Origin of the sequence: Bordetella ansorpii (assembly GCF_900078315.1) — a bacterium.
Taxonomy (GTDB): Bacteria; Pseudomonadota; Gammaproteobacteria; order Burkholderiales; family Burkholderiaceae_B; genus Bordetella; species Bordetella ansorpii.
On the sequence record NZ_FKBS01000008.1, the window covers coordinates 96,597 to 118,634 of the forward strand.

General features: G+C 66.6%; 22 protein-coding genes. 17 read left to right on the forward strand and 5 right to left on the reverse strand.

All coding sequences use genetic code 11. The features are described 5' to 3' along the window. Window positions 1-933 (reverse strand): beta-keto acid cleavage family enzyme, encoded by a 933-nt coding sequence (locus tag A7W11_RS04485; RefSeq protein WP_066408919.1) that lies wholly within the window; start codon window positions 931-933, stop codon window positions 1-3. A gap of 134 nt (window positions 934-1,067) precedes the next feature. On the opposite strand from A7W11_RS04485, the gene A7W11_RS04490 reads away from it, so the two are divergent. Then, window positions 1,068-1,811, forward strand: a complete 744-nt coding sequence (locus A7W11_RS04490) for a FadR/GntR family transcriptional regulator (protein ID WP_066408921.1) — start codon at window positions 1,068-1,070, stop codon at window positions 1,809-1,811. Window positions 1,812-1,874: 63 nt separating this feature from the next. Here the strand turns inward: A7W11_RS04490 and A7W11_RS04495 are convergent, their stop codons facing one another. Further along, complete coding sequence (locus A7W11_RS04495) at window positions 1,875-3,041, reverse strand: acyl-CoA dehydrogenase family protein (RefSeq protein WP_066408926.1); 1,167 nt, start codon at window positions 3,039-3,041, stop codon at window positions 1,875-1,877. An 18-nt stretch (window positions 3,042-3,059) separates the two neighbouring features. After that, a complete protein-coding gene (locus A7W11_RS04500; RefSeq protein WP_066408927.1) occupies window positions 3,060-3,521 on the reverse strand; it encodes a MaoC family dehydratase in 462 nt (153 codons plus the stop codon). 111 nt (window positions 3,522-3,632) lie between these two features. On the opposite strand from A7W11_RS04500, the gene A7W11_RS04505 reads away from it, so the two are divergent. The 6 genes from A7W11_RS04505 to A7W11_RS04530 all read left to right on the forward strand — a co-directional run bounded on the left by A7W11_RS04505 (window position 3,633) and on the right by A7W11_RS04530 (window position 8,570). Beyond that, a complete protein-coding gene (locus A7W11_RS04505) occupies window positions 3,633-4,649 on the forward strand; it encodes an NADP-dependent oxidoreductase (protein WP_066408930.1) in 1,017 nt (338 codons plus the stop codon). A gap of 27 nt (window positions 4,650-4,676) precedes the next feature. After that, entirely contained in the window at window positions 4,677-5,183 is a 507-nt protein-coding gene (locus A7W11_RS04510; RefSeq protein ID WP_082887089.1) for a MarR family winged helix-turn-helix transcriptional regulator, read from the forward strand. A 131-nt stretch (window positions 5,184-5,314) separates the two neighbouring features. After that, window positions 5,315-6,211 (forward strand): LysR family transcriptional regulator, encoded by an 897-nt coding sequence (locus A7W11_RS04515; protein ID WP_066408933.1) that lies wholly within the window; start codon window positions 5,315-5,317, stop codon window positions 6,209-6,211. Window positions 6,212-6,356: 145 nt separating this feature from the next. After that, the gene (locus tag A7W11_RS04520) at window positions 6,357-6,875 is read left to right on the forward strand and encodes a thiamine pyrophosphate-binding protein (protein WP_066408937.1); all 519 of its coding nucleotides are present in this window, start codon (window positions 6,357-6,359) and stop codon (window positions 6,873-6,875) included. A 10-nt stretch (window positions 6,876-6,885) separates the two neighbouring features. Continuing rightward, window positions 6,886-7,479 (forward strand): thiamine pyrophosphate-dependent enzyme, encoded by a 594-nt coding sequence (locus A7W11_RS04525; protein ID WP_066408940.1) that lies wholly within the window; start codon window positions 6,886-6,888, stop codon window positions 7,477-7,479. A gap of 107 nt (window positions 7,480-7,586) precedes the next feature. Next, complete coding sequence (locus A7W11_RS04530) at window positions 7,587-8,570, forward strand: Bug family tripartite tricarboxylate transporter substrate binding protein (RefSeq protein ID WP_066408947.1); 984 nt, start codon at window positions 7,587-7,589, stop codon at window positions 8,568-8,570. Window positions 8,571-8,673: 103 nt separating this feature from the next. Here A7W11_RS04530 and hutG read toward each other — a convergent pair whose 3' ends face one another. Continuing rightward, a complete protein-coding gene (hutG, locus tag A7W11_RS04535) occupies window positions 8,674-9,465 on the reverse strand; it encodes an N-formylglutamate deformylase (RefSeq protein ID WP_066408949.1) in 792 nt (263 codons plus the stop codon). A gap of 209 nt (window positions 9,466-9,674) precedes the next feature. On the opposite strand from hutG, the gene A7W11_RS04540 reads away from it, so the two are divergent. The 10 genes from A7W11_RS04540 (at window position 9,675) to A7W11_RS04585 (ending at window position 21,095) form a co-directional block, all read left to right on the forward strand. Then, the gene (locus A7W11_RS04540; RefSeq protein WP_066408951.1) at window positions 9,675-10,673 is read left to right on the forward strand and encodes a LysR family transcriptional regulator; all 999 of its coding nucleotides are present in this window, start codon (window positions 9,675-9,677) and stop codon (window positions 10,671-10,673) included. A 180-nt stretch (window positions 10,674-10,853) separates the two neighbouring features. Further along, on the forward strand, window positions 10,854-12,464 hold the full coding sequence (gene pruA / locus A7W11_RS04545) for an L-glutamate gamma-semialdehyde dehydrogenase (RefSeq protein ID WP_066408954.1): 1,611 nt from the start codon (window positions 10,854-10,856) through the stop codon (window positions 12,462-12,464). Between the two features lie 328 nt (window positions 12,465-12,792). Continuing rightward, window positions 12,793-13,695 carry a dihydrodipicolinate synthase family protein gene (locus tag A7W11_RS04550; protein ID WP_066408961.1) on the forward strand — a complete coding sequence of 301 codons (903 nt, stop codon included), beginning with the start codon at window positions 12,793-12,795 and terminating at the stop codon, window positions 13,693-13,695. A 25-nt stretch (window positions 13,696-13,720) separates the two neighbouring features. Next, a complete protein-coding gene (locus tag A7W11_RS04555) occupies window positions 13,721-14,785 on the forward strand; it encodes an extracellular solute-binding protein (RefSeq protein ID WP_066408966.1) in 1,065 nt (354 codons plus the stop codon). A 65-nt stretch (window positions 14,786-14,850) separates the two neighbouring features. Beyond that, window positions 14,851-15,690 carry an ABC transporter permease gene (locus tag A7W11_RS04560; RefSeq protein ID WP_066408970.1) on the forward strand — a complete coding sequence of 280 codons (840 nt, stop codon included), beginning with the start codon at window positions 14,851-14,853 and terminating at the stop codon, window positions 15,688-15,690. Beyond that, window positions 15,687-16,508, forward strand: coding sequence for an ABC transporter permease (locus tag A7W11_RS04565; protein ID WP_066408980.1), 822 nt, complete (start codon window positions 15,687-15,689; stop codon window positions 16,506-16,508). The genes A7W11_RS04560 and A7W11_RS04565 overlap by 4 nt, the downstream gene beginning before the upstream one ends. 88 nt (window positions 16,509-16,596) lie before the next feature. Next, complete coding sequence (locus A7W11_RS04570) at window positions 16,597-17,700, forward strand: ABC transporter ATP-binding protein (protein ID WP_066408989.1); 1,104 nt, start codon at window positions 16,597-16,599, stop codon at window positions 17,698-17,700. Further along, window positions 17,697-19,121, forward strand: coding sequence for an FAD-binding oxidoreductase (locus A7W11_RS04575; RefSeq protein ID WP_066409005.1), 1,425 nt, complete (start codon window positions 17,697-17,699; stop codon window positions 19,119-19,121). Before A7W11_RS04570 ends, A7W11_RS04575 begins: the two co-directional genes overlap by 4 nt. Window positions 19,122-19,123: 2 nt before the next feature. Beyond that, on the forward strand, window positions 19,124-20,293 hold the full coding sequence (locus A7W11_RS04580) for an alpha-hydroxy acid oxidase (RefSeq protein WP_066409007.1): 1,170 nt from the start codon (window positions 19,124-19,126) through the stop codon (window positions 20,291-20,293). 7 nt (window positions 20,294-20,300) lie between these two features. Then, window positions 20,301-21,095, forward strand: a complete 795-nt coding sequence (locus tag A7W11_RS04585) for an N-formylglutamate amidohydrolase (protein ID WP_066409013.1) — start codon at window positions 20,301-20,303, stop codon at window positions 21,093-21,095. A gap of 12 nt (window positions 21,096-21,107) precedes the next feature. On the opposite strand, the gene A7W11_RS04590 is transcribed toward A7W11_RS04585, so the two are convergent. Next, the gene (locus tag A7W11_RS04590) at window positions 21,108-22,037 is read right to left on the reverse strand and encodes an electron transfer flavoprotein subunit alpha/FixB family protein (RefSeq protein WP_066409015.1); all 930 of its coding nucleotides are present in this window, start codon (window positions 22,035-22,037) and stop codon (window positions 21,108-21,110) included. Between the last annotated feature and the right edge of the window lies 1 nt (window position 22,038).

Genomic DNA, 22,038 nt, shown 5'->3' on the forward strand with positions numbered 1-22,038 from the left:
TCAGAACGCGACGTTGTCGCGGCCCTTGGTCTGGATCATGTCGCGCGCCTCCTGGGGCGATGCGACCTCCAGCGACAGTTCCTCGAGGATGCGGCGTATCTTGGCGACCTGCTCGGCGTTGGACACGGCCAGCCTGCCCTTGCCCGCATACAGGCTGTCCTCCAGGCCCACGCGGACATTGCCGCCCAGCAGCGCGCTCATCGTGACGAAGGACATCTGGTGGCGGCCGGCGGCCAGCACCGACAGGTAATAGTCGTCGCCGAACAGGCGGTCGGCGATCAGGCGCATGTGCAGCAGGTTGTCGTGGTCGGCGCCGATGCCGCCCAGGATGCCGAAGATGCACTGCAGGAAGAATGGCGGTTTCACCAGCCCCCGGTCCACGAAATGCGCCAGGTTGTACAGGTGCCCGACGTCGTAGCACTCGAATTCGAAGCGCGTGCCCATGGCCGACAGTTCGCCGATGCCGCGCTCGATCTGGGCAAAGGTGTTGGAAAGGATGAAGTCGCGCGTCATGTCCAGGTACGGCTTCTCCCAATCGTGGCGGAACTCGCGGATCCGCTCGCCGGCGCCCGAGATATTGAAGTTCAGCGACCCCATGTTCATCGATGCGACCTCGGGTTGCGCCCATTTGGCGGGCGCCAGCCGTTGCTCCAGCGTCATGCCCAGGCCGCCGCCGGTCGTAATGTTGATGATGGCGTCCGTGCGCGCCTTGATGTCCGGCAGGAACGCCGCGAATCGTTCGGGACTCTGGTCGGGCTTGCCTGTCTCGGGATCGCGCGCGTGCAGATGCAGCATCGCCGCGCCGGCCTCGGCCGCCGCCACGGCCTGGTCCGCGATCTCGCGGGCCGTCACCGGCAGGTGCGCCGACATGCTCGGCGTGTGGATGGACCCGGTCACCGCGCAGGTGATGATCACCTTCGGGGATTTCTTCATGATCGTCTCCTTGCCCGGCCACTGCGTGGTGGAAAGGCTGTAATGTGCATCGATGGTAATATCCGACCAGTCAATGGTCAAACAATTAGGCCGTTATTTACGGCATGGAAAACCCTTAAACAGATGATCACGCCATGAAGCCTCCGTCCGACCGCCCGCTGGCGCCGCAACTCGAAACCCTGCACATTCCGAAGTCCTGCGACGTCCTGGCCTCGCACTTGCGGCAGAAGATCCTGGACGGCAGTTTTCCGGACGGCACGATGCTGCCCGGCGAGCGCGACCTGGTCGAACAGACCGGCCTGAGCCGCGGGTCGGTGCGCGAGGCGCTGCGCATCCTCGAAGCGGAGGGCCTGGTCACGACGCGGCCGGGCCGCTACGGAGGCTCTCGGGCCACGCGGCCGACCGGCACCACCGTCTCGCGCCAGATCGCGCTGTTCGCCCGGGGGAGCCGCCTGCCGCTGGCCTCCATCATCGAAGCGCGCGAAGCCATCGAGCCGCCCATCGCGGAACTGGCGGCGCGGCACCGCACCGACGCGGATCTCGCCACGCTTCGCCAGATCGACGAGAGACTGCAGGACGCGTTCTCCGACGTCCCCACGTATCTGGCCGAGAACGTCAATTGGCATTGCGCGCTGGCGGCGGCCAGCCGCAACCCCTTGCTGGAGGCCTTCATGCGCTCCATCGCCAACCTCATCCACGAAGCCTCGGCCATCAAGGATTTCGCCAACGACGAGGTGCGCAGCCTGGTGCTCAAGGCGCACGACCGCATCCTGGATGCCGTCGAGAAACAGGACGCGGACGCCGCAAGGCGGCGGATGGCGCGCCATGTGCAGGCCTATTCGGTTCATCTGCGCACGCTCCTCGATCGTCCGGAATGACACTTCGGCATCCGGCGCGGGCGCGTGGCTTCCGCGCCCTCGGGCGTTGCCGGCGCTACCGGGCTAGTACGACTTCGGCAACCCCAGCACCCGCTCGGCGATGTAGCTGAGGATGAGCTGGATGGACACGGGCGCGATACGGGGCAGCATCGACTCGCGGAAATAGCGCTCGACGTGGTACTCCTTGGCGTAGCCCATGCCGCCATGCGTGAGGACCGCCGTCTCGCATGCCCTGAATCCCGCTTCGGCGCAGAAGAACTTGGCCGCGTTCGCTTCCGCGCCGCAAGGCAGGCCCTGGTCGTACAGCCAGGCCGCGCGCCGGTACAGCAACTCGGACGCCTCCAGTTCCACCCAGCGTTCGGCCAGAGGATGCTGGATGCCCTGGTTCTGGCCGATCGGACGGTCGAACACGACCCGCTCGGCGGCATATCCGGAAGCCCGCCGCAACGCGGCACGGCCCAGGCCCGTGGCCTCGGCCGCCAGCAGCACGCGTTCGGGATTCAATCCGTGCAGGATGTACGAGAACCCCTTGCCCTCCTCCCCGATCCGGTCCTCGACGGGCACTTCGAGGCCGTCGATGAACAGCTCATTCGAATCGACGGCTTTGCGTCCCAGCTTCTCGATCTCGCGCACGCTGATCCGGGTGCGATCCAGGTCGGTGTAGAACAGGCTCAGGCCGTGGGAGGGTTCGGTCACCTGGTCCAGCGGCGTGGTGCGCGCCAGCAGCAGGATCTTGCTGGCAACCTGTGCGGTGGAGATCCAGATCTTCTGGCCATGCACGACGTACCGGTCGCCATGCCGCACGGCCAGCGTGCGCAGCTTCAGCGTATTCAGGCCGGTGTTCGGCTCCGTCACGCCGAAGCACGCCTTCTGCTCGCCGTTGATGATGGGAGGCAGCCACCGGGCGCGCTGCGCATCGGTGCCATGCACCACCACCGGATGCAGGCCGAAGACGTTCATGTGGATGGCGGAGGCGCCCGACAGGCCGGCGCCAGACGCGGAGACTGCCTCCATCATCAAGGCCGCCTCGAGGATGCCCAGACCCGCGCCGCCATACTCGGTGGGCATCGCGATGCCCAGCCAGCCCGCGCCGGCCATGGCGCCGTAGAACTCGTCGGGAAAGCCGCCCTCGTGGTCCTTGCGGGCCCAGTAGTCATCATCGAAGTCCGCGGCGATGTCCTGCACGGCACGCCGGATGGCGTCCTGTTCTTCCGTCAAAGCGAAATCCATGATCTGTCCTCGCGCGGCTCAGGCCGTGGTTTCGGGCTGTCGCAACATCAGCGCGACGCGCCGGCAGGACGCCACCAGCAGGTCGCGCTGGTTGTAGGCGCGATGGGCGAACACCACGATGCCATTGGCCGGCCGTGACTTGCTGTCGCGCAGCTCCAGGACCTCGGTTTCCACGTGCAGGGTATCTCCGGGAAACACCGGCTGCGGAAACCGGACCTCATCCCAGCCCAGGTTGCCCACCGTGGTGCCCAAGGTGGTGTCCGATACGGAGATGCCCACCATCAGGCCCAGGGTGAACGCACTATTGAGAATGGGCTTGCCGAATTCGGTGCCGCGGGCGTACTCGGCGTCCAGATGAATGGCGGCGGGGTTGTGCGTCATCGCACTGAACAGCACGTTGTCCGCCTCGGTGACGGTGCGGCGCACATCGTGGCGGAACTGTTGTCCCACCCGGAACTGCTCGTAATAGAGGCCGGCCATGCATGTCTCCTGATGCACCCGGGAAGGCGCCGGATGCTTTATATTGGTCAAAAGTACTCTACCATAATGTATGCATGCATACTATATAAGTGACAACCCGAGGAGACACCCATGCCTGCCCGATCCAACCGCCAGATCGTCCTCTCATCCCGACCGCTGGGCATCCCGCGCGCCGAACACTTCTCCCTCCGTACCGCGCCCCTGCCCGCGCTGGAACCGGGCCGGTTCCTGGTCCGGAACCGGTTCCTGTCGGTCGATCCCGCGATGCGAGGCTGGGTCAACGCCGCCGCCAATTACGCGAATCCTGTGGAGCTGGGCGAAGTCATGCGCGCCTTCGCCGCCGGCACGGTCGTCGAATCCCGCCATCCCGACTATCCCGTCGGCACGGACGTCATGGGCATGCTCGGCTGGCAGGAATTCGCCGTCAGCGATGGCAGCGAGATCCGACGACGGGTCAAAGAATCCGACCTGCCCCTTTCGCTGTCCCTGGGCGTGCTGGGATTGAACGGCGTGACGGCCTACTTTGCGCTTCGAGAGCTGGGAGAGCCCCGGCGTGGCGACACCGTCGTGGTGTCGACGGCCGCCGGCGCGGTGGGCTCCATCGCCGGGCAATTGGCCCGCAAGCAAGGCTGCCGTGTCGTGGGCATCGCCGGCGGCGAACAGAAGTGCGCCATCTGCGTGTCCGAGTTCGGCTACGATGCTGCGGTCGACTACCGCGCCGCGGACCTGCCCGCTGCCTTGCGGCAGGCCTGCCCCGACGGCATCGACGTGTATTTCGACAATACCGCCGGCCGCATCAGCGATGCCGTGTTGCCCCAGATCAACCGGCACGCCCGCATCGTCGTCTGCGGCACCGCCTCCGTCGCCAGTTGGGATCCCTGGCCCGAAGGGCCGCGGGTGGAACGCCATCTGCTGAACAAGGCGGCGCGCATGGCCGGCTTTCTGGTCTGGGACTACGAACATCGCTACGAGGAAGCCGTCAGCCATCTCGCCGCCCTGGTGCGCAGCGGCGGACTGCGCTATCGCGAAGAAATCGTCGAGGGACTCGACGCCGCGCCCGGTTCCATCGCCGACCTGTACGAAGGCCGCAACCTGGGCAAGCGATTGATCCGCCTCGCCCCCCTCTGACCCGCACGGCGCCATTACCCGAATCTTATGCCCAGCAAGAAACCGCCCGCCCCGTCCAACACCTCGCAGGAAGACGATGCCAAGCAGCCCCAGCTCAATTGGGACCAGCGGCTGGGCTTCCTGATGCACGATGTCTCGCGCTTGCGCCGCAAGGTGTTCGACGAGGTCATGAAACCCGAAGGCGTCACGCGCTCGCAGTGGTGGGTAATGGCGTATCTATCGCGCCATGACGGCATGTCGCAGAGCGACCTGGCGGAGATGCTGGGGATCGGGCGCGCCGCGCTGGGCGGACTGATCGACCGGCTGGAAAGCCAGGACCTGGTGCGGCGCGGCGCCGATGGCGAGGACCGCCGCGCCAAGCTGGTCTTCCTGACGCCCGCGGGCAGCGGCATGATCGACCGCATGCGCGCCCGCAGCGATCAGATGAGCGAGATCATCCTGCAGGGGCTCAGCGTGGCGCAACGGCACGAGTTGGCCGACATGCTCGGGCTGGTGAAGAAAAACCTGCTGGCATTCGACGGCTTGCCTGACTGAGTGGCGCTCACCATTCATCGCGCCTTTTCCTACACCGCCTGCGCGGAGGCCCGTCTGCGCCCCGTGCACCGGAAACCCAGGCCGGCCTGCCGTAGAATTTCCGCCGAGCCAAGTCAACCGCCCGCCCCGCCGTGATCACCATCAAGCAGGTAGAAGCCTTCTACTGGACCGTCAAGCTCGGCACGTTCACCGCGGCCGCCGAGCGCCTGCACACCACGCAATCGGCCATCACCAAGCGCGTGCAGGACATCGAGAACATCTTCGGCGTGGCCCTGTTCGACCGTGTCGGCCATCGCCTGGTGCTGACCGACCGCGCCAAAAGCATCTGCGACTTCGCCAAGAACATGCTGCAGCAGCGCGATGCGATGCTGGTACAGTTGGCGGGCAATCCGGCCATGACGGGCACCGTGCGTATCGGCATCACCGAGATGACGGCAATGACCTGGATCTCCACGCTGATCCGGCAGACGCGGGCCCGCTACCCCTCGCTGCAGCTGCAACCCCGGCTCGATCTCAGCGGCAAGCTGCAACGCCTGCTGCTGGCCGGGGAGCTCGACCTGGCCTTCCTGCCCGAGATGTACCTTCATCCCGACCTGGACGCCCTGCCGCTGGCACCGGTGGAATTCGGCTGGATGGGCAGCCCCAACACCTTCGACCAGAGCCATCGCTTCAGCGTCGAGGAAATCGGCCGGATGGCCATCCTGGGCCAGTCCAGCGATTCGGTCATCAGCGCGATCAGCGACAACTGGCTCCAGCAGCGGGGCCAGCCGTATTCGAATGTGCTGGCCATCGACAACCTGGTTGCCATCGCGGGCCTGGCGGTCGCGGGGCTGGGCGTGGTGTGCCTGCCCATGGACTATTTCGCAGAACATCTGCGGGATGGACGGCTGGCCGTCTTGCGCACTGAAGTGCCGCCACCCAGCGCGCGGTACTTCGCCCTCTTCCGCAGGGAACCCGGCTCCGTCCTCGCCAAGACGCTGGCGGCGCTGGCGCAAGAGTGCTGCGACTTCACGGTCGAATCGCGCTAGCCCCGCTTTCCAAGAGCATTCTTTAAAGGACTGCCCAACAGGATATTTATTCCCTTTATTCCGACGCCGCGATCTCCCATGATGACTGCGGGACGCGCCGCCCACGCAGGCGCGCCGCGCAACCATCACTAATCATGAGAGCGGAATGTCAAATCCTGATTGGCCCCGGCAGATCTACGAAGAATTCAAGTCACTCGGCGTGCGCCAGGTCTCCTATGTGCCCGACGCGGGCCACAGCGCGCTGATCCGCCTGTGCGAAAACGATGCCGAGATCCATTCGGTATCGCTGACCACCGAGGAAGAAGGCGTGGCCCTGTCGGGCGGCGCCTGGCTGGGCGGTGACCGCGCCGTGCTGTTGCTGCAATCCAGCGGCGTGGGCAACTGCATCAACATGCTGTCGCTGCAGCACGAAGCCCGCATGCCGCTGTTCATGATCGTGACCATGCGCGGCGAATGGGGCGAATTCAATCCCTGGCAGGTGGCCATGGGCAAGTCCACGCAGGCCGTGCTGGAAGCCTCGGGCGTCTACGTGTATCGCGCCGACGCGCCAGAGGAAGTGGCGGTCAGCGTCGCGGCGGGCGCGCGCTTTGCCTACCAGACCGGCCGCAGCGTGGCAGTGCTGATCGGCCAGCGCGTCATCGGCACCAAGGACTTCAACAAGTGAGGCACGGCAAATGACAGAGCACATTGTGTTGGACCGCCGCGCGGCCGTGGCCCGCATCCTGCGGGACCGTGGCGACGCGCTGGCCATCGCCAGCCTGGGCAACCCGACCTTCGACCTGGCGGCCGCGGGCGATTGCGACCAGAACTTCTACCTGTGGGGCGCGATGGGCGGCGCCGTCATGGTAGGCCTGGGCCTGGCGCAGGCGCAGCCTGAAAAACGCGTCATCGTCTTCGTGGGCGATGGCGAGATGATGATGGGCCTGGGTTCGCTGGCCACCGCCGCGGTGCATGCCGCGCCGAACCTCAGCGTCGTGGTGATCGACAACGAGCACTATGCCGAGACCGGCATGCAGCCGGCGCACGCCGGACGCGGCGTGGACATCGGCGGCGTGGCGCGCGCGTGCGGCTTCCAGAAAACGCTGCTGGTGCGCACCGATGCCGAACTGGAGGCCGCCGCCGGCTCGGTCCTGAACGGACAAGGTCCGCTGCTGGCCACGATCAAGGTGAATACCGAGCCTCAGCCCACCGCCCTGCCGCCGCGCGACGGCCCGTATCTGCGCAGCCGCTTCCGCACCGCGCTGCTGGGGGAGGACGCTCACCGATAACACGCACGGAAGGATGGCGCGCGTCCGCCATCCCGCAATCCCTACCCATACGAGCTTCGGCAAGAAGCCGTCCGCCGCCCACGGGCAGCGGAACCGAGGAGACAGACATGAACACCTGCAATCAACGCCGCCTCGTACTGTGCGGACTGGCGCTTGCGCTGGGCGCGGCCACGCTGGGCATGGCGCCTGCAATCACTCATGCCGCATCGGGCAAGCCGATCCGGCTGATCGTGCCGTTCCCGCCGGGCGGCGGCGGCGACCGCCTGGGCCGGCTGCTGGCCGGCCCGCTGGGCAAGGCACTGGGCGCAGACGTGGTCGTGGAGAACCAGGGCGGCGCCAACGGCAACATCGCGCTGCAGAACGTGGCTCGCGCCGAAACCGACGGTTCCGTGCTGGGCCTGACGCTGGTGGACCACATCGGCGTCAACCCGCTGGTCTACAGGAACCTGCCCTACGATCCCTTGAAGGATTTCAAGGGCATCGGCCTGGTGCTGTCGACCCCGTATGTGATGGCCGTGCCGGAGGCCGGCCCACGCACGCTGGGCGAGTTCATGAACCAGGCGAAGGCCAGACCCGGTGAGAGCAGCATCGGCTATCCCACGACCAATATCCAGATCGCAATGCTGGATCTGCAATCGCGCTCGAAATCGGAACTCAATCTGATTCCCTACCGGGGCATCGCCCAGGGCCTGCCGGACATGCTGGGCGGACGGCTGTCCGCCTGGGTGGGGACCAGCGTGACGATGCGCGGCTACATCGAGGGCGGCAAGGTGCGCGGGCTGGCGGTCACGTCTTCCGAGCGCGTGAAGGTGCTGCCCGAGGTGCCCACGGTGGCCGAAAGCGGCTATCCCGGCTACCAGCACGTCAGTTGGTACGGCATCGTGGCGCCGGCGGGTACGCCGGACAAGGTCGTCGCGCGCTTGAACGAGGCGCTGAACGACGTGCTGCGCGAACCTGCGGTGAAGGACGAAATCGAACGGGACGGCGCGACGGTACTGGGCGGCGAAGCGGGCGCGCTGATGCAGGCGCTCGAAGCGGACCTGGAACGCCTGAAGCCCATCGTGGCGTCGGCGGGGATCAAGCCGCAATAAAGCCTGGCGCCAGCCGGCACGCACCGTGTTGCGTGCCGGGCTGGCCACCGGGGACGAGCCGTCGTTGCGTCGATACCCGTGCGCACGGCAGGCGGCGCAGGTTTCAAAGCCGCTCGAACGCCGCCCGCACCAGGCTTCGCACCACCGGCTCGATCTGGCTGGCCGCTTCATCGCGCCATGCGTACGGAGGCTGTTCGTCCATATAGGTGGACTGGCACATCTCCAGCTGCACCGCATGGATGCCGTCTTGCGGCGCGCCATAATGCCGCGTGATGTAGCCGCCCTTGAAGCGCCCGTTCACCGCCCAGCTGTAGGCGCCCTGCTGTTCCAACGCCTGCCGTATCGCCGATTCGATCCCCGATGCACAACTGGCGCCGGAGGACGTGCCGATGTTCAGGTCGGGCAGCTTGCCGTCGAACAGGCGCGGAATCACGCTGGCGATGGAATGCGCCTCCCACAGCAGCACCTTGCCGTGCGCGGCGCGCAGCCGGGCGAGTTCCTCGTTCAACTTGTCGTGATAAGGCTGCCAATAGGCCTGGCGGCGCGCATCGCGTTCGTCCACGCCGATCTCGTCACGGCCATCCTGGTACAAGGGCTGGCCATCGAAGGTATGCGTGGGACACAGGCCCGTCTTGGCCTGGCCTGGATACAGGCTTTCGTCATTGGGCGGACGGTTCAGGTCCACCACATAGCGCGAATAGCGCGCCCACAGGAAGGAGGCCCCCATCGTGCGCCCGAAGGCGTACAGGCGGTCCAGGTGCCAGTCGGTATCGCCCGAGCGCAGCGCCAGTTCGGTCATGCCGGCCCGTTGCGGCTCGGGGATCAGGCGGCCCAGATGCGGGATGGAGATCAGCAGCGGAGCCGACCCCGCTTCAAAATGGAAGACGTCGTTCATGGAACCTCGTTTTTGCGTGCGGGCATCGGTGCCCAGCCCATCCTAGGCGGGGCCCGCCGCGCGGCACGGATGATCCAGCGCGCTGATACTAAATACATGGCCCGCGTGATGCTGCCCGGCAGACCTAGGGTAAACGAGGGTTTTCATGGCGGCGTTAACTAAACCCCCTGTGATAAAGTCATCCGCGTTGTAGCTAGAGGACTTGCCACATGAACGATGAAGGTATCGCTCGATATCCAGATTGGGAATTGCTGGCAAGTTGGGTAGCCGTGGTCGAGGCAGGCTCCATTTCCGAGGCCGCCAAGCGCCTGCGCATTTCGCAGGCGGGCGTGTCCCAACGGGTCAAGGCCATCGAGGCCTTGCTGGACACCGTCCTGCTGGACCGCTCCACCCGCCCTGCCCGTCCCACTTCCGCCGGGCAGCGGCTGTTCGAACACGCCACCGCCATCTTGCAAAGCGCCGACCAGATGGTCGAGGGCGTACGCAGCGTCACGCGCGCCAAGCGGGTGGTCGTGCGCCTGGGCTGCGTCGATTCCTTCGCGGCCACCATCGGCCCCATCATCATCCGCGCGCTGACCGGCACCTCGCAGCAGATCCGCATGTGGTCGGGCATCACGCCCACGCTGGACGGGCTTCTGGATGCGCGCCAGCTGGACATGGCCGTGACCACCACGGGCGTCAGCGCGTCGCCGGGCGTGCGCCGCCAGAAGCTGTTCTCCGAGCCCTATTTCGTGGTGCTGCCACGGGGCTTCGCCGTCGACAGGCTGACCTCGCTGTCGGACCTGAGCCGCCATCTGCGCTTCATCCGCTACAGCGCCCGCTCGGTGATAGGCCAGCACGTCGACACCTACCTGATGGCCCATACCGACAGCATCGAACGCACCTGCGAATTCGATGCCACCGATCCCATGCTGAGCCTGGTGGCGGCGGGACTGGGCTTCGCGTTGTCCACGCCGCTGTGCATCTGGCAGTCGCGCCATTTCGTGCCCGACATACGCGTGGTGCCGCTGTCCGCGTTCTCGCGCCACGGCCGGCCCTACGAGGTGCTCAGCCGCACGTTCTATCTCAGCTCGCGCGAGAACGAGTTGGGCAACCTGCCCAATGAAATGCACGACCTGCTCTGTCAGGCGTACGACAAGCAGGTCTCGCGCGACATCGCCCGCGCGCTGTCGCTGCGGCCCGAAGACGTCTATTCGTTCGAGGGCTGATCGCGCACGCCGGCTGCACACATAACCGGCACCGATCCAAAGCATAAGGCCCGCTTAATTAACGGCAACGCCGCGAACGTGACGCGTACGCTGGGGATTCTCGCCGCGCGCCCCGCAGGCCGCGGCATGGATGCCCCATCAAGACGCTTTCCACACGAACCGTACAAGGAGTAAGCCAGCGTGATTTCCGGTCCCCAACTTCCGTTTCCCGCCAATGAACCCGAGTGGTCCTTCGCCCCGGGCACCGACGCCGCCAAGCAGTTGCAACAGGCGCTGGCCCGGCGCGAAATCGTGGACGTGCCCACGGTGATCGGCGGCAAGCGGCTGTACTCGGACGATGTGCTCGAAGTGCGCGCCCCGCATGACCACCAACGCGTGGTGGCGCGCATCCATCGCCCCAATGAAGCCCAGGTCAAGGAAGCCATCGCCAACGCGCGCAGCGTGTCGCGCGACTGGGCCGACCTGTCGCTGGCCAGCCGCTGCGCCATTCTGCACCGCGCCGCCGAGATCATCGCCACACGCTATCGCGTGGACATCAACGCGGCCACCATGCTGGGCCAGAGCAAGACCATCGAGGAAGCCGAGCCCGACAGCGGCTGCGAGCTGATCGACTTCTTCCGCTTCAACGCCTACAACGCCCAGAAGGTGCACGCCGAGCAGCCGCTGTCGGTGCCCAGCGCCGCCAACCGCACCGACTGGCGTCCGCTGGAAGGCTTCGTCTACGCCGTGTCGCCGTTCAATTTCACGGCCATCGGCGGCAACCTGAGCACCGCGCCCGCCGTGATGGGCAACACCGTACTGTGGAAGCCCTCGGACAAGTCTGCATGGGCCAACTACCTGTGCTATGAAGCGCTGGAAGAAGCCGGCTTGCCTGCGGGCGTGATCAACTTCGTACCCGGCGAAGCCGAGATGACCACGCGCGTGGCGATGGCCTCGCAGGAACTGGCCGGCATTCACTTCACGGGCTCGTCGGCGGTGTTCAATTCGCTGTGGAAGCAGGTGGCGGGCAACGTCGAGCACTACCGCTCGATCCCACGCCTGGTGGGCGAAACCGGCGGCAAGGACTTCGTGCTGGCCCATGCCTCGGCCAACGCCGACGCGGTGTCCATCGCGCTGGTGCGCGCCGCCTTCGGCTACCAGGGCCAGAAGTGCAGCGCCGCCTCGCGCGCCTACATCCCCAAGAGCCTGTGGCCCGAGGTCAGCCGCCAACTGCGCGAGCGCCTGGCCGAGTTGCAGGTCGGCGACGTGGCCGATCCCAAGACCTTCATGGGGGCGGTGATCAGCGAGGCGTCGCACGCCAAGTTGACCAACGCGATTGCGGCGGCGAAGGCCGACAGCGGCGTGGAACTGATTTCGGGCGGCCGCACCTGGGCGGATCCCGGCTACTTCGTCGAACCCACCGTGTTCCGCGTGCAGGATCCGAAGCATCTGCTGATGCAGGAAGAGCTGTTCGGCCCCGTGCTGGCGGTGTACGTGTACGACGACAGCGCCTGGGACGAGACGCTGACGCTGATCGACGGCACCAGCCGCTACGCGCTGACGGGCTCGATCTTCTCGAACGAGCGCGCCGCGCTGCACCAGGCCGAGGCCGTGCTGAACTTCGCCGCCGGCAACCTGTACCTGAACGACAAGCCCACGGGCGCCATGGTGGGCCAGCAACCCTTCGGCGGCGGCCGCGCCAGCGGCACCAACGACAAGGCCGGCTCGTTCATCAACCTGATGCGCTGGAGCTCGCCGCGCGTGGTGAAGGAAAACTACGCGCCCGTGCGCGACTGGAAATTCCAGCTATAAGGACCGCAGAAGCGGGCGAGCGTCAGCGTGCGATCACGCGGCTCGCCCGTTTTTTATTGCGTGAACGCAGTCCGCGACGAATCGTCTTGAAGCACTACGGGAAACCCCCAGCTTGTGTATCCCCGATACCCTGGAAAGCTAGTATTGACGCGGGTTTGCGCGAAGTTCTGTGCTAAACCGCGTAGCGGTTTGAATAATTCGGCGTTATGTAGATAGTCACGCTGCTTGATGTTGTTCAGACCCCTGCAACGCCTGACTTAAGTTCACGTTCATGGCCAGTGCGTGACATCAACCCACTGTCCTCCCGCCATCTGGAGGCACCGACATCATGAATAAATCGCAGCACAAGTATTCGGGCATTCTTACCGCGCTTCCCACGCCGCTGACGGCGGACCTGCAGATCGAGACCGCGCCGCTGGTGGCGCACGTGCAGCGTCTGGCCCAGGGCGGCGCGACCGACGGCGTGGTGCCGCTGGGCGGCACCGGCGAGTACACCTCGTTGTCGGCCAGCCAGCGCCTGCAGATCGTCGAAGCCACGCTGGCCGCGGCCGGCGACACCATGCACGTCATCCCCGGCATCCTGTCGCCCGGCGTGGGCGACGCCATCGACAACGCCCGCGCTTTCGTGCGGGCGGGCGCCAAGGCCTTGATGGTCGTCACGCCCTACTACTTCCGCCCCACGCAGGAAGGCATTCTCGACTACTACAAGCGCTTCTCGGACGCGGTCGACGCCGACATCATCCTGTACGAGATCCCCTACCGCACTGGCGTGTCGCTGCACTACGGCACCGTGGACAAGCTGGCCGACATGACGCGCGTGGTCGGCATCAAGGCCTGCAATCCCGACCTGGCCCAGCAGATGCGCGCGGCCGAGCTGGCCAGCACCAAGATGGCCATCCTGACCGGCGAGGAAGACGTCGCGCCGCTGCATATCGCCATGGGCGCGGTGGGCGCCGTCATCTCCAGCTCGAACCTCGTGCCCAACCAATGGCAGCGCGTGCTGGGCCTGGCCATGGAAGGCAAGCTGGCCGAGTCGGTGGCGCTGCACGCCACCCTGCGCCCACTGATCGACGCCATTTTCGCGGAGCCGAACCCGGCGCCGCTGAAACTCGCCATGAACCTGCTTGGATGGGGGTTCGGTCCCGACGTGCTGCCGCCGATGCAGGCCGGCAGCGCCGCATTGCGCGCGCGGCTGGAACAGGTCGTCCCGGCCCTGATCTCGCGCGAATAACCAACTTCCACACACAGGGGAAATCATGCAGAACCAGAATAACGCCAGCCGCCGCAGCTTCCTGAAAGCCTCTGGCGCCACCCTGACGGCAGCGGCCGTCGGGATGCCCATGATCATGACGTCGCGCCGTGCGATGGCCGCCGGCAATCTGGTGGTCGTCAGTTGGGGGGGCAACTACCGCACCGCGGTCGAAGAGGCGTTGACCAAGCCCTTCGAGAAGGAATTCGGCGTGCGCGTCACGCTGGTCGACACGCCGGATCTGGCCAAGGTCAAGGCGCAGGTCATGACCCGCAACGTCGAGTGGGACGTGTTCGATGCCGTCGGCCCCATGGCCATGACGGGCTCGAAGAACGGCTACTGGGAAGCGCTGGATCCCGCGATGTTCGACCAGGGCGACCTGATCGCGCCGATGACCAAGGAGGCCGTGCCCTTCTACGGCTTCACCGGCGGCATCTGCTGGGACAACAACCGCCATCCCGAGGGCAAGCACCCGGAAACCTTCGCCGACTACTTCAACGTCGAAAAATTCCCCGGGCAACGCACGCTGCGCAACCGCGCCAGCGAAACGCTGGAGATCGCCCTGCTGGCCGACGGCGTGCCGGCCGACAAGATCTACCCGCTGGACGTGGACCGCGCCTTCCGTGCACTGAACCGCATCAAGCCGCACATCGGCAAGTGGGTGGACCAGACCCCGCAGACCACCTCGCTGGTGGAAACCGGCCAGGTCGACTTCAGCTACACCTATGCCACGCGCGCCAAGGCCTCGCTGGAGTCGGGCAAGCCCACCGGCTTCTCGTTCAAGCAGAACCTGATCGGCCTGGAATACCTGGTGGTGCTGAAGAACGCGCCCAACAAGCAGAACGCCATGAACTACCTGAAGTTCGCCATGCGCCCCGATCGCCAGGCCGCGCTGATGGATCTGCACGGCAACACGCCCGCCAGCAAGAAGGCGATGGACCTGATGAAGCCCGAGGTGAAGAAGTGGCTGTCCAATCCCGCGAACCCGAACAACGTGATCAGCAACGACGCATGGTGGGCGGATCACTATGACGAGCTGACCCTGAAGTTCAAGGAGTGGGTGCTGACCTGACGAAGGCGGCGGCGCCGGTGCCCCGGCGCCCCTCTTCGGGAATTCGATCAATAAGGGAAAGTCTGATGAAAGCGCGAAGCGAGGCGTGGCTATACGTCGCACCAGCCACGTTGTTTCTGTTTCTGGTCATGCTGGTGCCGCTGGCCTACGTGGCGTACACCAGTTTCACCACGGCGGGCGGCGATTTCTCGATCGCGGCCTATCAGCGCCTGTTCGGCAGCGAACTGTTCCGGCGCACGCTGTGGTCCACGTTCGAGATCAGTATTCTCGCGTCGCTGTCCAGCCTGTTGCTGGGCTATCCGATCGCGATGCACCTGGCCCGGCAGACGCCGCGCAAGCGCGCCATCTTCATGGTGCTGGTGCTGGTGCCGTTCTGGACCAGCATCCTGGTCAAGAGCTATGCCTTCACCGTGCTGCTGGGGCGGGCGGGCCTGGTCAACCAACTGCTCACCTGGCTGACGGGCGACACCGTCCAGTTGCCCATGCTGTTCAACCGCTTCGGCGTGATGGTCGGCATGACCAACTACCTGATTCCCTTCGTCGTCTTCCCGGTGCTGGCCAGCCTGCTGGCCATCGACAAGTCGCTGTACCGCGCATCCGAGATCATGGGCGCCAGGCCGCCGCGCATCTTCCTGCGCATCACGCTGCCGCTGAGCCTGCCCGGCGTGGCGGCGGCGGTGCTCAGCACCACCGTGATGTCCATGGGCTTCTTCGTCATTCCGGCGCTGCTGGGCGGACGCCAGGACGTGATGATGTCGAACCTGGTCGACTTCTACACCCGTGAAACGATGGACTGGAACATGGCCTCGGCCATCGGCGTGATCCTGCTGGGCATCGTGACGCTGGCCGCCGTGGGCGCCAGCACCCTGAAGAAATCGGGCAACCGCGCGGAGGTGCCGGCATGAGCAATACCCTGACCATCGTCGACAGACAGGCGCGCACCTATGGCGCCTTGCGCAACCTGATCGCCTACGTCGTCTACGCCTTCATCCTGGTGCCCACGCTGATCGTGATTCCGATCTCGTTCGGCGGCCCCGGCGAACTGACGTTTCCGCCGCGCGTCTGGACGCTGGAGCTGTATGGCCAGCTGTTCTCGTCGGCCAACTGGATCGACCCCATCCTGCAGAGCCTTAAGGTGGCCGTGCTGACCATGATCGTCTCGATGGCGATCGGCGTGCCGGCGGCCTACGGCCTGGTGCGCTTCGAGTTTCCGGGCAAGCGCCTGGTGACCCTGCTGTTGATGAGCCCGATCCTGGTGCCGGTGATCGTGATCTCGCTGGGCCTGTATCTGTACCTGTCGCGCCTGCAGATCGTGGGCACCACGGCCGGCCTGGTGGCCAGCCACGTGGCCTACGTGACGCCCTTCATGATGATGACCGTGATGGCCGGCGTGAAGAAGCTGGATCCGGCGCTGGAGTTCGCCTCGACCATCATGGGCGCCAACCGCCGCACGGTGTTCCTGAAGGTGGTGCTGCCGCAATTGCGGCCGTCCATCATCGCGGGCGCCCTGCTGGCCTTCCTGGTGTCCTTCGACGAGGTGGTGATCGCCTGGTTCCTGACCAGCCCCACCACGACCACGCTGCCCGTGCGCATGTACAGCAGCATCCAGTGGGACATCTCGCCCGTCATCGCGGCCGTGTCGGCGCTGCTGACCGTGCTGTCCATCGTGATCTGCTGCGTGTCGGTGATGCTGCAGTCGCCCGCGCAGGAAGAATCCAATTAACAGGGGAACCGCCATGCAAGCCGTTCTGAATCAACCCGGTACCCGACCTCTGGCCCAACACGCGCCGGACTCTCATGGAAGCAAAAGTATGGAAGGTGCAGTCGCGTCCCCGCAGCAGATGATCGTCTTCGAAGGCGTCGGCAAATCGTATAACGGCGCCGTGGCCTTGCACCCCACCGACCTGACCGTGAAGAAGGGTGAGTTCCTGAGCCTGCTGGGCCCCAGCGGCTCGGGCAAGAGCACCATCCTGAACATCATCGCCGGCGCCATCGCGCCCAGCGGCGGCCGCGTGATGCTGGATGGCCGCGACGTGGCCACGGTGCCGCCGCGCGAGCGCCAACTGGGCATGGTGTTCCAGAACTACGCCCTGCTGCCCCACCTGAACGTGTACGAGAACGTGGCGTTTCCGCTGAAGATCCGCGGCGTGGGCGCGGCCGAGATCCGCCAGCGCGTGGGCAGCGCCCTGGAACGCGTGGGCCTGGTCGGCTACGAGAAGCGCAAGCCACGCGAGATGTCGGGCGGCCAGCAGCAGCGCGTGGGCATTGCGCGCTGTATTGTCTACTCGCCGTCGGTCATCCTGATGGACGAGCCGCTGGGCGCGCTGGACAAGAAGCTGCGCGAACAGTTGCAAGGCGAGATCAAGCGCCTGCACAAAGACCTGGGCACCACGCTGGTCTACGTGACCCACGACCAGGAAGAGGCGCTGAACCTGTCCGACCGCGTCTGCCTGATGAACGGCGGACGCATCGCCCAGCTGGGCACGCCCGACGAGCTGTATTTCGAGCCGCGCACCGAGTTCGTGGCCGATTTCGTGGGCGAATCGAACCTGCTGCCCGGCGTGGTGATGGACCGCGGCGTGGTGCAGGTGGACGGCAAGTGGAACATCGCGGTGCGCGGCACCGAGGGCTACGCCACCGGCGACCGCGTCAAGGTGATGGTGCGCCCCGAGAAGATGCGCGCCAGCCTGAACGACAACGAGGCCGACCAACTGGAGAACCGCTGCCAGGGCAAGGTGACCCAGGCGTCGTTCGTCGGCGGCATGACCCGCTATGAAGTCGCCCTGGCCGATGGCCGCACCGTATTGGTCAAGGGCATTTCCGACCGCTCGGCCGAGCGGTCGGCCCCTGGCTGCCCCTTGTATATGTCGTGGTCCGCCCGCGACAGCGTCGTCATCAAGCAGAACCCAGCATGAACGATTCCCTGATCAATGACCTGCGTGCCCTGGTCGGCAACGCCTACGTGGTGGACCAGCCTGCCGACATGGCGCCGCACCTGGTGGACTGGCGCGGCCGCCACCGCGGCAACGCCGCCTGCCTGGTGTATCCGCAGGACACCCGGCAGGTGTCGGCGGTGCTGAAGTACTGCCTGGCCAGCGGCGTTCGCGTCTATCCGCAAGGCGGCAACACCAGCGTGTGCGGCGGTTCGGTGCCTGGCGAGGACGGCGACAACGTGCTGCTGTCGCTGGCCAAGATGAACCGCATCATCGAGGTCAACCCGCGCAACAACTCGATGACCGCCCAGGCCGGCTGCGTGCTGGCCGACCTGCAGGAAGCGGCCTCAGAGGCCGACCGCCTGTTCCCGCTGTCGCTGGGCGCCGAGGGCTCGTGCCAGATCGGCGGCAACATCGCCACCAACGCCGGCGGCACCAACGTCGTGCGCTACGGCAACACGCGCGACCTGGTGCTGGGGCTGGAAGTGGTGCTGCCCGATGGCCGTATCTGGAACGGCCTGCGCACCCTGCGCAAGAACAACAGCGGCTACGACCTGAAGAACCTGTTCATCGGCGCCGAGGGCACGCTGGGCATCGTCACCGCCGCCGCGCTGAAGCTGTTTCCCAAGCCCAAGTCGATGGCGACCGCCCTGCTGGGCTTCGCCTCGGCGGATGCGGCGGTGGACGAAGGCATCCGGCTGCAGGGCCTGTTTCCGGGCGAGCTGGTGGGCCTGGAGCTGATCTCGCGTTCCGAATTCGAGATATCCATCCGCCACGGCGCGCACCTGCGCAACCCGTTCCAGGGCGAGACGCCACCGTGGACGGTGTTGGTGGAACTGGCCTCGCCCGAGCCCGGCGCCGGCATCCATGAGCGCCTGAACACCGTGCTGGAGGCCGACTACGAGGCCGGCATCTTCGTGGACGTGGTGATCGCCACCACTGAGCAGAACCGCCAGGGCTTCTGGCAGATCCGCCACAACGTGACCGAGGCCAATGGCCGCGAAGGCATGGGCCTGACGCACGACATCGCGGTGCCTACCTATCTGATTCCGGAATTCCTGACGCAGGCCGAAGACCTGCTGCGCCGCAGCTACCCGCAGGCGGTGCCGGTGATCGTGGGGCACATGGGCGACGGCAATCTGCACTACATCGCCATGTTCCCCCACGAATACTGGGCGGCGGTGCAGGACAAGCCTGGCCTGCAACGCCAGCTCAGCCACGACCTGTACGACATCGCGGCGGCGATGGGCGGCACCTTCAGCGCCGAGCACGGCATCGGCTCGCTGCACGTGGCCGAAATGCGCAAGTACAAGGACGGCATCGAGGTCGACGTGATGCGCCAGATCAAGGACCTGCTCGATCCCACCGGCATGATGAACCCCGGCCGCGTGCTGCCCCAGTAGCCATGCGCGCCAACGTCGAGGATTACAAGAAGGCCGCGCGCCGCTTCCTGCCGGCGTTCGCCTACGGCTATCTGGAAGGTGGCTCGGAGGACGAAGTGACGATGCGTCGCAACCGGCGGGTCTTCGAGGACATCGTGTTTTCGCCGCGCACGATGGTCGACGTCGGCAGCGTCAGCCTGCAATGCGAGATGGCCGGCACGGCCGCGGCCTGGCCCGCCGTGGTCGGGCCGACGGGCCTGAATGGCCTGTTCCGCCACGACGCCGACGTGGCGCTGGCCAGGCAGGCGCATCGCGCCGGCCTGCCCTTCACGCTGTCGACGGCCTCCACCAGCCTGCTGGAACGCGTGCGCGAGGCGACTGCGGGCGAACTGTGGCTGCAACTGTACGTGCAGCGCGAGCGCCGCATCGCCGAAAGCATGATGGCGCGGGCGCGGGCCTGCGGCTTCACCACGCTGCTGCTGACGGTGGACACCCCGGTCACCGGGCAGCGCGATCACTATCTGCGCACTGGCTTCACGCTACCGGTGCGCTGGACGCCCCGGCTGTTGGCCGACCTGGCGCGGCATCCGCGCTGGGTGGCTCGGGTGGGCCGGCACGGCATGCCGCAACTGGTGAACCTGAGCCGCAGCGCCGGCATGGGACCCGACCTGGCGCAACAGGCGGCCGCCATGAGCCGCGAGATGGACACGGCGCTGCGCTGGGAAGATCTGGCGTGGATACGCCGGCACTGGGCCGGCAAGGTACTGGTCAAGGGCATCCAGTCGGTGGAAGACGCCCGTCGCGCCCGCCAATACGGCGCGGACGGCGTGGTGCTGTCCAATCACGGTGGGCGCCAGCTCGATGGCGCGCCCAGCGCCATCGACATCCTGCCGCACGCCGTGGCTGAGCTGCCCCGTGGATTCGAGATCCTGGTCGATGGCGGCATCCGCCGTGGCAGCGACATCGCCAAGGCGGTGGCGCTGGGCGCGCGCGGCGTGCTGCTGGGCCGGGCGCCGCTGTACGGCCTGGCGGCCGACGGCGAACCGGGTTGCGCCGAGGTGCTGGCGCTGTTGCGCAAGGAACTGGAGATCTGCATGCGATTGCTGGGCTGCACCGACATCCGCCAACTGGACCGCCGCTTCCTGGCGCCGCCCGCCGGCCAGGCCGGCCCCGCGCCATGCATCGCAGCCTGACGCCACGATGCAAGAGCCTTCCCTGTTTCAACTGCAGCCCGGCCACGCCCCGGTGCTGATGGTGATGCCGCACAGCGGCACCGAACTGCCCGCCGATGCGCGCGGCATGATGACGCCGGCGGCGGGCAGCATGGCCGATGCCAGCTGGCATCTGGAAAGGCTGTACGCCTTTGCCCAGGACCAGGGCGCTTCCATCCTGCGTCCCCGCTATACGCGCTACTGGCTGGACCTGAGCCCCGTGCTGGAAACCGCCGGCCGCCTGGGCGACGACATCTACATGCCGCGCGAGACGCTGCACGGCGAGCCACTGTACCTGGGGCCGCCCGATGCCGCCGAACGCGACCGGCGCATCCAGGCCTACTGGGTACCCTTTCACCGCTGCATCCAGGCCGAACTGGCCCGATTGCGGGAAACCCACGGCGAAGTGCTGCTATGGGAGGCGCACGCCAGCGCCAGCGTGCTGCCCGGCCGCTATCCGGGCCGCCGGCCCGTGCTGTGCGTGGGCACCGACGCCGGCGCCACCTGCGCCGAGCCCGTGATGCAGCCGCTGATCCAGGCACTGGCCGCCCAGGACACCTACAGCTGGGTCGTCAACGGCCGCTACAAGGGCGGACGCATCGCGCAGAAGTACGGCAATCCTGCCGAAGGCGTGCATGCGGTGTCGCTGGACATCTGCCAGTCGGCCTACATGAACGAGTTCGCGCCCTACAACTATCGGCTCGACCTGGCCGAGCGCTTGCAGCCGCTGCTGGGCAGGATGTACGCCTCGGCCCTGGGCGGCTTGCGCATCGCGCAAGCCTGAAGGCCGCAATCCTTACAACGACGCCGTCAGCGACGGCACGACCTCGAACAGATCGCCCACCACGCCGTAGTCGGCCACGCCGAAGATCGGCGCCTCGGCGTCCTTGTTCACCGCGACGATGACCTTGGAGTCCTTCATGCCCGCCAGATGCTGGATGGCGCCGGAAATGCCGACGGCGATGTACAGCTCGGGCGCGACGATCTTGCCCGTCTGGCCCACCTGGCAATCGTTGGGCGCGTAGCCCGAATCCACCGCCGCGCGCGACGCGCCGATCGCCGCGCCCAGCTTGTTGGCCAGCGGATCGAGCAGCGTGAAGTTCTCGGCGCTGCCCAGGCCCCGGCCGCCGGCCACGACCACGCGCGCACCCGTCAGGTCGGGACGCTCGCTCCTGACCACCTCGCGGCGCACGAATCGGGACAGCTCATTGCCGTCCACCGGGGGCACGCTCTCGACCAGGCCGCTGCCGCCCTCGCCCGCCGCGGCCTCGAAGGCGGTGGCGCGCACGGTGATGACCTTGACCGCATCCGCGGATTGCACCGTGGCAATGGCGTTGCCGGCATAGATCGGCCGTTTGTAGGTATCGGCATCGACCACTGCGGTGATCTCGGAGATCTGCGCCACGTCCAGCTCGGCGGCCACACGCGGCGCCACGTTCTTGCCCGCGGCCGTCGCGGCGAACAGGATATGGCGGTAGGGTCGGGCCAGCGCCACCACCTGGGCCGCCACATCTTCGGCCAGTTGATGGCCCAGTTGCGGCGCGGACGCGACCAGCACTTTCTGCACGCCCGCCACGCGGCTGGCGGCCTGGGCCAGGTTCTCGACGCCATCGCCCGCCACCAGCACGTGCACGGGCTGGCCGATGGCCAGCGCCGCGGTGACGGTGTTGAGCGTGGCGCTCTTCAGTCGACCGTTGTCGTGGTCAGCGATCACCAGGGTCGTCATG